Origin of the sequence: Achromobacter sp. ACM04 (assembly GCF_014851465.1) — a bacterium.
Lineage (GTDB): Bacteria > Pseudomonadota > Gammaproteobacteria > Burkholderiales > Burkholderiaceae_B > Achromobacter > Achromobacter aegrifaciens.
On the sequence record NZ_JACUZS010000001.1, the window covers coordinates 1,818,713 to 1,831,184 of the forward strand.

11 protein-coding genes are annotated in these 12,472 nt (G+C 62.9%); 2 read left to right on the forward strand and 9 right to left on the reverse strand.

The window, feature by feature from the left end:
• Positions 1 to 23: 23 nt before the first annotated feature.
• The 7 genes from hscB to uvrB form a co-directional block, all read right to left on the reverse strand.
• The gene (hscB, locus tag IB259_RS08450; RefSeq protein ID WP_054456112.1) at positions 24 to 536 is read right to left on the reverse strand and encodes a Fe-S protein assembly co-chaperone HscB; all 513 of its coding nucleotides are present in this window, start codon (positions 534 to 536) and stop codon (positions 24 to 26) included.
• 3 nt (positions 537 to 539) lie between these two features.
• On the reverse strand, positions 540 to 863 hold the full coding sequence (gene iscA, locus IB259_RS08455; RefSeq protein ID WP_042794073.1) for an iron-sulfur cluster assembly protein IscA: 324 nt from the start codon (positions 861 to 863) through the stop codon (positions 540 to 542).
• Between the two features lie 2 nt (positions 864 to 865).
• Entirely contained in the window at positions 866 to 1,273 is a 408-nt protein-coding gene (iscU, locus tag IB259_RS08460) for a Fe-S cluster assembly scaffold IscU (protein WP_054456111.1), read from the reverse strand.
• A gap of 33 nt (positions 1,274 to 1,306) precedes the next feature.
• Positions 1,307 to 2,518 (reverse strand): IscS subfamily cysteine desulfurase, encoded by a 1,212-nt coding sequence (locus tag IB259_RS08465; RefSeq protein WP_054456109.1) that lies wholly within the window; start codon positions 2,516 to 2,518, stop codon positions 1,307 to 1,309.
• Positions 2,519 to 2,539: 21 nt separating this feature from the next.
• Positions 2,540 to 3,082, reverse strand: coding sequence for a Fe-S cluster assembly transcriptional regulator IscR (iscR, locus tag IB259_RS08470; protein ID WP_054456107.1), 543 nt, complete (start codon positions 3,080 to 3,082; stop codon positions 2,540 to 2,542).
• 194 nt (positions 3,083 to 3,276) lie between these two features.
• Positions 3,277 to 3,768 (reverse strand): low molecular weight protein-tyrosine-phosphatase, encoded by a 492-nt coding sequence (locus tag IB259_RS08475; RefSeq protein WP_006386176.1) that lies wholly within the window; start codon positions 3,766 to 3,768, stop codon positions 3,277 to 3,279.
• Between the two features lie 249 nt (positions 3,769 to 4,017).
• Entirely contained in the window at positions 4,018 to 6,138 is a 2,121-nt protein-coding gene (gene uvrB, locus IB259_RS08480; RefSeq protein WP_225588755.1) for an excinuclease ABC subunit UvrB, read from the reverse strand.
• Between the two features lie 75 nt (positions 6,139 to 6,213).
• Between uvrB and IB259_RS08485 the strand changes: the two genes are divergently transcribed.
• On the forward strand, positions 6,214 to 7,413 hold the full coding sequence (locus IB259_RS08485) for an amino acid aminotransferase (protein ID WP_054456103.1): 1,200 nt from the start codon (positions 6,214 to 6,216) through the stop codon (positions 7,411 to 7,413).
• Positions 7,414 to 7,615: 202 nt separating this feature from the next.
• On the forward strand, positions 7,616 to 8,266 hold the full coding sequence (gene lexA / locus IB259_RS08490; protein ID WP_054456101.1) for a transcriptional repressor LexA: 651 nt from the start codon (positions 7,616 to 7,618) through the stop codon (positions 8,264 to 8,266).
• A gap of 122 nt (positions 8,267 to 8,388) precedes the next feature.
• Here the strand turns inward: lexA and lon are convergent, their stop codons facing one another.
• Both lon and clpX read right to left on the reverse strand, forming a co-directional pair.
• Positions 8,389 to 10,839, reverse strand: a complete 2,451-nt coding sequence (gene lon, locus IB259_RS08495) for an endopeptidase La (protein ID WP_054456099.1) — start codon at positions 10,837 to 10,839, stop codon at positions 8,389 to 8,391.
• A gap of 259 nt (positions 10,840 to 11,098) precedes the next feature.
• Positions 11,099 to 12,397, reverse strand: coding sequence for an ATP-dependent Clp protease ATP-binding subunit ClpX (clpX, locus tag IB259_RS08500; protein WP_054456097.1), 1,299 nt, complete (start codon positions 12,395 to 12,397; stop codon positions 11,099 to 11,101).
• Positions 12,398 to 12,472: the final 75 nt, after the last annotated feature.

Here is a 12,472-nt window from a genome sequence, read left to right on the forward strand (position 1 = left end):
CGGACGCCCCGGCGCGGCCTGGGCTATGCGGCGGGCTGGGCGTGCGCCAGTTCTTCCGCCAACTTCTCCACGAACATCCACTCCCGCACCTTGAGCCCCGCCGCGGCGTAGTCGCGGTCCTGGTCCAGCAGACGGGCCAGCGTGGCGCGCATGGCAGCGCGCGCCTGCTGCAATTCCGCCTGCAAGGCCGCCAGGGCGTCGGCGTCGTCGCGCGCGTCGTCCAGCATCTCGCGCCACGTCATCTGCTGCATCAGGAACTCGGGGTCCATGGCCGTGTTGCTCTCGGTCTGCAGATCCACGCCGGCCTGCTCGCAAAGGTAGCGCGCCCGCAGCAAGGGATCGCGCAACAGGCGGTAGGCCTCGTTGGCGCGAGCCGCCCACTGCATGGCCACGCGGCGTTCCGCGGGGCTGGCAGTGGCGTAGCGGTCGGGATGCACCTGCGCGGCGACGGTGCGCCACGCGGACTCAAGCGCCTGGGCGTCCAGATCGAAACGCGCCGGCAAGCCGAACAGGCCGAAGTGATCGTCTCCAGCCAAGACTTACACCGTGAACGACTCGCCGCAGCCGCAGGTCGCCTTTTCGTTGGGGTTGCGGAACTTGAAGCCTTCGTTCAGGCCTTCGCGGGCGTAGTCGAGTTCGGTGCCGTCCAGGTAGGCCAGGCTTTTCGGGTCAATGAAGACCTTCACGCCGAAGCTTTCGAACACCACGTCTTCCGCTGCCGCGTCGTCCACGTATTCGAGCTTGTAGGCCATGCCGGAGCAGCCCGTCGTCCTAACGCCGAGCCGCAAGCCGATACCCTTTCCGCGCTTCTGCAAGTAGCGGCCGATATGGGTGGCAGCCTGTTGGGTCAGGGTAACGGACATGTTCAGCCCGCCACAGCAGCTTCAGCCGGGGCCGAATGCTTTTCTTTGTAGTTCTGCACCGCGGCCTTGATCGCGTCTTCGGCCAGGATGGAACAGTGCACCTTCACGGGCGGCAGGGCCAGTTCTTCGGCGATCTGCGTGTTGCGGATGTTCATCGCCTCGTCCAGCGTCTTGCCCTTGACCCATTCGGTCACGAGCGAGCTGGAAGCGATGGCCGAACCGCAGCCGTAGGTCTTGAAGCGCGCGTCTTCGATCACGCCGGCTTCGTTCACCTTGATCTGCAGCTTCATCACGTCGCCACAGGCGGGTGCGCCGACCATGCCGGTGCCGACCGACTCGTCCGACTTGTCGAACGAACCGACGTTGCGCGGGTTTTCGTAGTGATCCAGGACTTTGGTGCTGTAAGACATGTTAATTCTCCACGAATTTCAAGGCGCGGGCGCTTAGTGCGCAGCCCACTGCACGGTGTTCAGGTCGATGCCTTCCTTGGCCATTTCCCACAGCGGCGACATATCGCGCAGCTTGCCGACGCGGCTCTTGAGCAACTCGATGGCGTAGTCCACTTCCTTCTCGGTCGTGAAACGGCCCAGCGTGAAGCGGATCGAGCTGTGCGCCAGTTCGTCGTTGCGGCCCAGGGCGCGCAACACGTAGGACGGTTCCAGGCTGGCCGAGGTGCAGGCCGAGCCGCTGGAGACGGCAAGTTCCTTGATCGCCATGATCAGGGACTCGCCTTCGACATAATTGAAGCTGACATTCAGGTTGTGCGGAACGCGTTGGTCCATGTCGCCGTTGAGGTAGACCTCTTCGATCTGCGACAGGCCAGCCCACAGGCGGTCGCGCAGCATGCGGATGCGCTCGTTCTCGGTGCCCATTTCTTCGCGGGCCAGGCGGAAAGCTTCGCCCATGCCGACGATCTGGTGCGTGGCCAGCGTGCCCGAGCGGAAACCGCGCTCATGGCCGCCGCCGTGCATCTGCGCTTCGATGCGGATGCGCGGCTTGCGGCGCACATACAGCGCGCCGATGCCCTTGGGGCCGTAAGTCTTGTGAGCCGAGAACGACATCAGGTCGACCTTGAGCTTTTGCAGGTCGATTTCCACCTTGCCGGTTGCCTGGGCGGCGTCCACGTGGAAGATGATGCCCTTTTCGCGGCAGATCTCGCCCAGCGTTGCCACGTCCTGGATCACGCCGATTTCGTTGTTCACCATCATCACGGATACCAGCACGGTATCGGGGCGCAGCGCGGCCTTGAAGGTGTCCAGGTCGATCAGGCCGTTGTCCTTGACGTCCAGGTAGGTCACTTCGAAGCCCTGGCGCTCGAGTTCGCGACAGGTGTCCAGCACGGCTTTGTGCTCGGTCTTGACGGTGACGATGTGCTTGCCGCGTTCCTGGTAGAAGTTGGCAGCGCCCTTGATCGCCAGGTTGTTGGATTCGGTGGCGCCGGAGGTCCAGACGATTTCGCGCGGATCGGCGTTCACCAGCTTGGCGACTTCTTCGCGGGCGCGTTCAACGGCTTCCTCGGATTCCCAGCCAAACGCATGGCTGCGGGATGCCGGGTTGCCGAAGTTGTCGTACAGCCAGGGCACCATCTTGTCCACGACGCGGGGGTCGACGGGCGTCGTGGCGGAATAATCCAGATAGATCGGGCGGGTGGTCATTTCTACAACTCCTGATACTGCTTATACGGTGGCGTTGGCGGCGACGGTCGCGGCCGGGGCGTTGGCGGCGTTGTTGGCGCCCCCCACCCGGTTCACGCGCACCGCGCAAGCCTGCGCTTGATTGTTGGCTTCCTGCAATTGGCGCACGCGCTGCTGATCGACGAGATCCTGCAGGGACACCGAATCCAGGTAATCCACCATCTTGCGATTCAACGTAGCCCAGAGTTCGTGCGTCATGCACTTGCCCGGCTTGCCGTCGTTGCCGCTCGTACAGTCCCGCTTGCCGCCGCAGCTAGTGGCGTCCAGGGGTTCATCGACGGCGAAGATGATGTCGGCAACGGTAACGTTGCGGGCGAGGCGCGCGAGCGAGTAGCCGCCCCCGGGGCCGCGCACGCTGTCCACGAGTTCGTGGCGACGCAGTTTCCCGAACAGCTGTTCCAGATAGGACAGCGAAATGTTCTGACGCTGGCTGATGGCCGCAAGAGTGACCGGACCGCTATGCTGCCGCATAGCCAGATCGATCATGGCAGTCACGGCGAAACGCCCCTTGGTAGTTAGCCGCATGGTAGGTTCCCAGTGATTCGGCAATGGCCGCAGGCGAATCCAGCGGTCAATACCCGAGTAATTGCCTCAAGTATAGCCTATTCCCGACTAATTTGGTATGGCTCCCGGCTAGAAAAAACCGCGCATTCGCGCGGTCTTTTACTGCCAAGCACCTCCGAGAACCGCCCGGCGGGCAGCCCTGCGGCAAAAGCGGATCAAGCCGCCTGGTACTGGGTAGCGCGCTTGCGCACCAGCTCGAGGACGCCCTGACAGGCGTCTTCCAGGTAGTCCAGGACCTTGCCGAAGCCATCGGCGCCGCCATAGTACGGATCGGGCACGGTGGCCTCTTCGAACTCATTGGCAAAGCGCATCAGCAGCATCAGCTTGTGCTGGTAGGCCTTGGGGCACTGCTGCTGCATGGCGGACAGATTGTCCCAGTCCATGGCGAGGATCAGGTCGAAATCGCGGAAATCTTCCGCGGTGACCTGACGCGCTTCGCAGTGCGTGATCTCGTAGCCGCGCTTGCGCGCTGCGGCCTGCGCCCGGGCATCAGGCGCCTCGCCGATGTGAAACGCGTGCGTGCCCGCGGAGTCGATGCGAACCACATCGCCCAAACCCGCGTCGTTCACCAAATGGCGAAACACGCCCTCTGCGCTCGGCGAGCGACAGATATTGCCCATGCAAACGAAAAGTACCTTGGTCATCATGGAAGTAAGTGTGCGGGAAAACCCGAGATAAGGCAAGCTTTTTTTGCGTCTGCGGGATTCTGATCGGGCAAATACGACCCCGATATTTAGTAAAAAAAATCAAATGCTTAGGAAGAAATCCGGATCCAGCCTGTGAACACTGAATCCGGATATTCGGACGAATCGTGGCAGCCTGATTGCAACGCAGCAGATTTCCGACATATTCAGTCGCCTGTCAGCAAATAGAAACATTCAGACATGATTTCGCCGCTACACCGCCCCATCCAGCAGCACGCGCTGCTTCAGCGCGGTCAGCGCATCGCGCGCCGCGGCAGCCTGTTCGAACTCCAGGTTTCGGGCATGATCCATCATCAGCTTTTCCAGGCGCTTGATCTCGCGAGCCAGGGCCTTTTCGTCCTTCAGGAACTCGGCCGGAACCGCGGCCTCGAGCGCGTCGTGCTGGGTTGGAGCGACAACGCCATCGATCAGTTCCCGCACGGCCTTTTGCACGCCCCGGGCGGTAATGCCATGGTCGGCGTTGAATTTCAGCTGCTTGGCACGCCGCCTCTCGGTTTCCTCCATGGCGCGTTGCATTGAATCGGTGATGCGGTCCGCATAGAGGATGGCGTGGCCATTGAGGTTGCGCGCCGCGCGCCCGATGGTCTGGATCAGGCTGCGCTCCGAACGCAGGAAGCCTTCCTTGTCGGCGTCCAGGATCGCCACCAGCGACACTTCGGGAATATCCAGCCCTTCGCGCAGCAGGTTGATCCCCACCAGCACGTCAAAGGTGCCCAGACGCAGGTCGCGGATGATTTCGACACGTTCGACAGTGTCGATATCCGAATGCAGGTAGCGCACGCGCACGCCATGCTCGCTGAGGAAGTCGGTGAGATCCTCCGCCATGCGCTTGGTCAGGGTGGTGACCAGCACGCGCTCCGCTTGCGCCACGCGCGCCTTGATCTGCCCGAGCAGATCGTCGACCTGGGTGCGGGCGGGCAAGACCTGGACCAGCGGGTCCACCAGGCCCGTAGGCCGGACCACCTGCTCCACCACATTGTCGGTGTGCTCTTTCTCGTAGGCGGCCGGCGTAGCCGACACGAACACGCACTGGCGCATCCGGGCCTCGAATTCCTCGAGCTTCAGCGGCCGGTTGTCCAGCGCCGACGGCAGGCGGAAACCGTACTGCACCAGCGTTTCCTTGCGCGCCCGGTCGCCCCGGTACATGCCTCCCAACTGGCCGATGGTGACGTGGCTTTCGTCGATGAACATGAGCGCATCGGACGGCAGGTAGTCGATGAGGGTGGGCGGCGGTTCGCCCGGCGCCGCGCCCGACAGGTGGCGGGAATAGTTTTCGATGCCTTTGCAGAAGCCCAGCTCCTGCAGCATTTCCAGGTCGAAGCGGGTGCGCTGCTCCAGCCGCTGGGCTTCGACCAGATGACCGTCGTCGACGAAGCGCTTGACCCGTTCGCGCAGCTCTTCCTTGATGGTCTCGATGGCGCGCAGCACGGTGTCGCGCGGCGTGACGTAGTGCGAACCGGGGTAGACAGTGAAACGCGGCAGCTTCTGGCGGATGCGGCCGGTCAGCGGATCGAACAGCTCCAGGCTTTCGATCTCGTCGTCGAACAGCGTCAGGCGCAGCGCCAGTTCCGGGCTTTCCGCCGGAAAGATGTCGATGGTCTCGCCACGCACCCGGAAGACGCCGCGGGTGAACTCGGCGTCATTGCGGGTGTACTGCATGGCGACCAGGCGGGCCAGGATCTCGCGGCGCGAGATCTGGTCGCCGGCGCGCAGGATCAGCACCATGGCGTGGTAGTCGCCGGGGTTGCCGATACCGTAGATGCAGGACACGGTGCCCACGATGATGGTGTCGCGGCGCTCCAGCAGGCTCTTGGTCGCCGACAAGCGCATCTGTTCGATGTGCTCATTGATGGACGAATCCTTTTCAATGAACAGGTCGCGTGTGGGAACGTAGGCCTCGGGCTGGTAGTAGTCGTAGTACGAAACGAAGTACTCGACGGCGTTCTTCGGGAAGAACTCCCGCATTTCGGCGTACAGCTGGGCGGCCAGGGTCTTATTGGGGGCCAGTACCAGCGCCGGGCGCCCCATGCGGGCGATGACGTTGGCCATGGTGTAGGTCTTGCCAGAGCCCGTCACGCCCAACAGCGTCTGGAACATCAGGCCGTCTTCGACCCCTTGGGTCAACCCCTCGATGGCGGTGGGCTGATCGCCCGCCGGCGGATAGGGTTGGTACAGATGGAACGGGCTGCCCGGGAAATCGATGAATCCAGGGCCTGGCGCGGACGGATCCGCCACGGCCGATGCCGCCGCGGGATCGGCCGCCAGGTTCGCTGCGGCCCCCGCCGTAATCGGGTCTATTGCGCTCTTAGGCATGCTAGACTCTTCCAGGGTAAACCCCTCATTATCCACAGCAGCCTGTACTGCGTCCACCCACCTCATCAGACTCCCATGAGCACCCTTTTCGATTCCGTCGAACTCGCCCCGCGCGACCCCATTCTTGGCCTGAACGAACAATACAACGCTGATACGCGTCCCGGTAAAGTCAATCTGGGCGTGGGCGTGTACTACGACGATCAGGGTCGCATCCCCCTGCTGGGCGCGGTCCGCAAGGCCGAAGCCGCCCGCATCGAAGCCGCCGCCGCCCGCGGCTACCTGCCGATCGAAGGCATCGCCGGTTACAACAACGGCGCGCAAGCCCTGCTGCTGGGCAAGGATTCCGCGCTGGCCGCGGCCGGCCGCGTGCTGACCACTCAGGCCCTGGGCGGCACCGGCGCGCTGAAGATCGGCGCTGACTTCCTGCGCCAGCTGCTGCCGACCTCCAAGGTCCTGATCAGCGACCCCAGCTGGGAAAACCACCGCGCCCTGTTCGAGCGCGCCGGCTTCGAAGTCGGTACCTATTCGTACTACGACGCCGCCACCCGCGGCCTGAACTTCGATGCCATGCTGGCCGACCTGAAGGCCGCGCCGGCCAAGACCGTCGTCGTGCTGCATGCCTGCTGCCACAACCCGACCGGCGTGGACCCCACCGCCGACCAGTGGAAGCAGATCGCGGCCGTCGTGAAGGAAAACAATCTGGTCCCGTTCCTGGACATCGCCTACCAGGGCTTCGGCGACGGCCTGACCGAAGACGCTTCGGTCGTGCGCATGTTTGCCGATCTGGACCTGACCATGTTCATCAGCTCCTCGTTCTCGAAGTCGTTCTCGCTGTACGGCGAGCGCGTCGGCGCGCTGACGGTCGTCGCCGGCAGCAAGGACGAAGCCACCCGCGTGCTGAGCCAGCTCAAGCGCGTGATCCGCACCAACTACTCCAACCCGCCCACCCATGGCGGCACGGTGGTGTCGACGGTCCTGAACACGCCTGAACTCTTCGCGATGTGGGAAGAGGAACTCGCCGGCATGCGCGACCGCATCCGCCTGATGCGCAAGCAACTGGTCGACAAGATCAAGGAACACGGCGGCAAGCAGGACTTCAGTTTCGTGCTGCAGCAGCGCGGCATGTTCTCGTACTCGGGCCTGACCGCGGCGCAAGTGGATCGCCTGCGCGAAGAGCATGGCGTGTATGCCGTCTCCAGCGGCCGCATCTGCGTGGCCGCGCTGAACAGCGGCAACATCGACAAGGTCGCCAAGGGCATCGCGGCCGTGCTGTAAGCCATTTGCAGCGCACAGGCCCACGCGGGCCTGCCGTCAGGAACGGGACCTTCGGGTCCCGTTTTTCTTTTGGCCCGGACCGGCTTCTTCTTTTGGTCCGGACCGGCTTTTTCTTTTGGTCCAGACCGGCTTGCTTTTTTGCGCTGCGTCCCCCAGAATGGCGCTGTATATATGTACAGTCCGCTAGCACCGGATCATCGCCATGGCCAGCAAACTCACTGATCGCCAACAACAAATCCTGGATCTCATCAGGCAGACCGTCACTCGCACCGGCTTCCCGCCGACGCGTGCCGAAATTGCCCTGGCCCTGGGTTTCCGCTCCCCCAACGCGGCAGAAGATCACCTCAAGGCGCTTGCCCGCAAGGGCGCCATCGAACTGACGGCCGGCGCGTCCCGCGGCATCCGGCTGAAAGATACCTCTCCTGCTCCCACGCAAAGCTCGCTGCCCATGCCGGGCCTGGCGCAGTTGCTGCTGCCGCTGGTCGGCCGCGTGGCCGCGGGCAGCCCCATCCTGGCTGCCGAGCACGTCGAACGCGAGGTCGGCGTCGATCCCAACCTGTTCGCCCAGACGCCCGACTACCTGCTCAAGGTGCGCGGCATGAGCATGCGTGACGCCGGCATCCTGGAAGGCGACCTGCTCGCCGTAAAGAAAGCCTCGGAAGCCCGCAACGGCCAGATCGTGGTGGCCCGCCTGGGCGACGACGTCACGGTCAAGCGCTTGCAGCGCCAGAACGGCCACATCGAACTACTGCCCGAAAATCCCGACTTCGAACCCATCGTGGTCGAAGCCGGCCAGGATTTCGCGTTGGAAGGCATCGCGGTGGGCCTGATCCGCACGCACGCGCTGCACTAGCCCCCACTACTCCCGCGTTTGCGCGCGGCATGAAAAAACCCCGCCAAGAAATTGACGGGGTTTTTTGTTGGAAGCTATCCAGAAGGGGCGCCGCTTACCGGCGGCGTCCCTCCCGGTGTCCATCAGTGCTTGAGCACCGGGTCGGTCGAACCAGGTTCGGCAGGCTTGGCCACCAGGGGTTCCTTGACCGCTTCTTCCTCGGCCAGGGGCTCCGGCAGACGCTCCAGCGCCAGTTCCAGCACCTTGTCGATCCAGCGCACCGGCACGATCTCAAGGTGGTTCTTGACGTTGTCCGGGATCTCCGCCAAATCCTTGACGTTTTCTTCCGGGATCAAGACCGTCTTGATACCGCCACGGTGAGCCGCCAGCAGCTTTTCCTTCAGGCCGCCGATGGGCAGGACTTCGCCGCGCAGCGTGATCTCTCCGGTCATGGCGACATCGGCGCGCACCGGGATGCGCGACAAGGCCGACACCATGGCCGTGGTGATCGCGATACCCGCGGACGGACCGTCCTTGGGCGTGGCGCCTTCCGGCACGTGCACGTGCATGTCGTGCTTTTCGAAGACGCTGTCGGCAAAGCCCAGACGGCGGGCGCGGGAACGCACCACGGTGCGGGCCGCCTCGACCGACTCCTTCATCACGTCGCCCAGCGAACCGGTGCGTTGGATGACGCCCTTGCCCGGCATGTCCGCGACTTCGATCGTCAGCAGGTCGCCGCCAACTTCCGTCCAGGCCAGACCCGTCACCTGACCGATCTGGTTTTCCTTTTCGGCCATGCCGAAGGCGTAACGGCGCACGCCCAGGAAATCGCTCAGGTTGTCGCCCGTGACGTTGACCGGCTTGACCTCGGCGGTCTTGCCTTCGGCCTTGGCGCGGTCGCTCTGGGTCAGCAACTGCTTGATGACCTTGCGGCAGATCTTGCCCACTTCGCGTTCGAGCGCACGCACACCGGCTTCGCGGGTGTAGTAGCGCACGATGTCGCGCAGCGCGCTGTCGTCGACCGTGAGTTCGCTATCCTTCACGCCGTTGTTCTTCATCAGCTTGGGCAGCAGATGGTCGCGGGCGATGTGGATCTTCTCTTCCTCGGTGTAACCCGACAGGCGGATCACTTCCATGCGGTCCAGCAGCGCCGGCGGAATGTTCAGCGTGTTGCTGGTAGCCACGAACATGACGTCGGACAGGTCGAAGTCGACTTCGATGTAGTGGTCCTGGAACGTGTGGTTCTGTTCCGGGTCCAGCACCTCGAGCAGCGCCGACGAGGGATCGCCGCGGAAATCCATGCCCAGCTTGTCGATTTCATCGAGCAGGAACAAGGGATTGCGCACGCCGACCTTCGACATGTTCTGGACGATCTTGCCCGGCATGGAGCCGATGTACGTACGACGGTGGCCGCGGATCTCGGCTTCGTCGCGCACGCCGCCCAGCGCCATGCGCACGAACTTGCGGTTCGTCGCCTTGGCGATGGATTGGCCGAGCGAGGTCTTGCCCACGCCCGGAGGGCCGACCAGGCACAGGATCGGCGCCTTCACCTTGTCCACGCGCTGTTGCACGGCAAGGTATTCCAGGATCCGTTCCTTGACCTTTTCCAGACCGTAGTGGTCGTTGTCCAGCACCGTTTCGGCGTTGCTGATGGAATTGTTGATCTTGCTCTTCTTCCTCCAGGGGAGGTTGATGAGCGTATCGATGTAGTTGCGCACCACGGTGGCTTCGGCCGACATGGGCGACATGAGCTTGAGCTTCTTGAGCTCGGCATCGGCCTTCTTGCGCGCCTCTTTGGGCATATGGGCAGCGATGATCTTCTTTTCGAGCTCTTCGATGTCCGCGCCCTCTTCGCCTTCGCCCAACTCCTTCTGAATGGCCTTGACCTGCTCATTCAGGTAGTAGTCGCGCTGGCTCTTTTCCATCTGCTTCTTCACGCGGCCGCGAATCCGCTTTTCGACCTGGAGGATGTCGATTTCGGTTTCGAGTTGCGTGAGCAGACCTTCGAGGCGCTCGGAGGTGCCGACGATCTCGAGCATCTTCTGCTTCTGCTCGAGCTTCAAGGGAAGATGCGCGGCGATCGTGTCGGCCAGGCGTCCGGCATCATCGATGCCAGCCAGCGAGGTCAGGATCTCCGGGGGGATCTTCTTGTTCAGTTTTACGTACTGCTCGAACTGCGCGACGATGGCGCGGCGCAAAGCTTCGGTCTCGGAGCCTTGCATGGCGTCCGGTTCGATCGGCGACACCTGGCAGGTGAAATGCGAATCGGCATCTTCGATGCTGTTGATGCGGGCGCGCTGGGTGCCTTCGACCAGCACCTTGACGGTGCCGTCGGGCAGCTTGAGCATCTGCAGGATGCCGGCTACGCAGCCGATCTCGTAGACGTCTTCGGGGGTGGGATCATCCTTGCCGGCGGATTTCTGGGCCACCAGCATGATGCTCTTGCCCGCTTCCATCGCAACCTCGAGCGCGCGGATAGAGCGCGGACGGCCGACGAACAGCGGGATGACCATGTGCGGAAACACCACGACATCGCGCAGTGGAAGCAGGGGCAGGTCGATCGGGTCGGAAGGCAGGGTCTGGCTGGCAGACATAGGAGGTTCCTCGGTATGACTCGGCGTATCGGGGACGGGAGGCCTGGGTATACCCGGACAATCCACGTCGGTTACGTCTGTTATGGGAACAATAGCCGAAAATTCAAGATCTCGGCGCCTGGATCCCCCAAAGGCTGAAAAAAACCGCGGGGCGGCACCCTCAGTATGCAAGCGTCGCGCCTGCAGGAAAAGCGTGTTTGCACCCGGGAATGCGCCTTAGGCAAAAAAACCCGTTACAGGAACGGGCTTTTTTGAAATATCAGGCTGCGGCGTCGCGGACTTCTCCGCGCTCTGGCTTGTCTGAAGCCGCGTCCTCGTCGGCGTAGATGAGCAATGGCTTGCCCTCGCCTTCGATCGCGTTCTCGTCCAGCACCACGCGCTTGACGTTGCCCTGGGAAGGCAGGTCATACATGGTGTCGAGCAGGGCCTGTTCGATGATGGAACGCAGACCGCGCGCGCCCGTCTTGCGGCGCAGCGCCTTGCGGGCGATCGCCTTCAGGGCGGCGGGACGCACGTCGAGCTCGGCGCCTTCCATGGCGAACAGCTTCTGGAACTGCTTGAGCAAGGCGTTCTTGGGCTCGGTCAGGATTTGCACCAGGGCCGCTTCGTCCAGCTCGTCCAAGGTGGCGACCACCGGCAGACGGCCAACCAGTTCGGGGATCAGGCCGAACTTGATCAGGTCTTCGGGTTCGACTTCGGAGAACAGTTCGCCCACGCCGCGCTCCGACTTGGCGCGCACCGAGGCCGAAAAGCCGATGCCCGATTTCTCGGTGCGGTCGCGGATGACCTTTTCCAGTCCGTCGAAGGCGCCGCCCACGATGAACAGGATGTTGGTCGTGTCGACCTGGACGAAGTCCTGGTTCGGGTGCTTGCGGCCGCCCTGCGGGGGCACCGAGGCGACCGTGCCTTCGATCAGTTTCAGCAAGGCCTGCTGCACGCCCTCGCCCGATACGTCGCGGGTGATGGACGGGTTGTCGGACTTGCGGGAAATCTTGTCGATTTCGTCGATGTAGATGATGGCGCGCTGCGCCTTTTCCACTTCGTAGTTGCAGTTCTGCAGCAACTTCTGAATGATGTTCTCGACGTCTTCGCCCACGTAACCGGCCTCGGTCAGCGTGGTGGCGTCGGCCATGACGAAGGGCACGTTCAGCATGCGCGCCAGCGTCTGGGCCAGGAGCGTCTTGCCCGACCCGGTGGGGCCGATCAGCATGATGTTGCTCTTGGAGAGCTCGACTTCGTCGCCCTTGATCTCGCCGTGGCGGATGCGCTTGTAATGGTTGTAGACGGCCACGGCCAGCATGCGCTTGGGCGAGTTCTGCCCAATGACGTACTGGTCGAGGAAGGTCTTGATTTCAGCCGGAGTGGGCAGTTCGGAACGAATCGCCGCGCGCGCGGTGGCTTGCGCCTCCTCGCGGATGATGTCGTTGCAAAGATCTATGCATTCATCGCAGATGAATACCGACGGACCCGCGATCAGCTTGCGGACTTCATGCTGGCTTTTATTGCAAAACGAGCAATGCAGCACTTTTGCGTCTGCCGATCCCTTTTTTTCAGGCATATATGTTCGTATCTCAGGTAAAGATGCGCCAGGCCGGCTAAAGGCCTAGCGCATGCGCTTACTCAAACGTGGTGG

Coding starts and splice junctions, on each gene's coding strand:
- iscA (WP_042794073.1), bottom strand. CDS start 863: ATGTCCGTTACCCTGACCCAACAGGCTGCCACCCATATCGGCCGCTAC.
- iscU (WP_054456111.1), bottom strand. CDS start 1,273: ATGTCTTACAGCACCAAAGTCCTGGATCACTACGAAAACCCGCGCAAC.
- IB259_RS08465 (WP_054456109.1), bottom strand. CDS start 2,518: ATGACCACCCGCCCGATCTATCTGGATTATTCCGCCACGACGCCCGTC.
- iscR (WP_054456107.1), bottom strand. CDS start 3,082: ATGCGGCTAACTACCAAGGGGCGTTTCGCCGTGACTGCCATGATCGAT.
- IB259_RS08475 (WP_006386176.1), bottom strand. CDS start 3,768: ATGATGACCAAGGTACTTTTCGTTTGCATGGGCAATATCTGTCGCTCG.
- uvrB (WP_225588755.1), bottom strand. CDS start 6,138: ATGCCTAAGAGCGCAATAGACCCGATTACGGCGGGGGCCGCAGCGAAC.
- IB259_RS08485 (WP_054456103.1), top strand. CDS start 6,214: ATGAGCACCCTTTTCGATTCCGTCGAACTCGCCCCGCGCGACCCCATT.
- lexA (WP_054456101.1), top strand. CDS start 7,616: ATGGCCAGCAAACTCACTGATCGCCAACAACAAATCCTGGATCTCATC.
- lon (WP_054456099.1), bottom strand. CDS start 10,839: ATGTCTGCCAGCCAGACCCTGCCTTCCGACCCGATCGACCTGCCCCTG.
- clpX (WP_054456097.1), bottom strand. CDS start 12,397: ATGCCTGAAAAAAAGGGATCGGCAGACGCAAAAGTGCTGCATTGCTCG.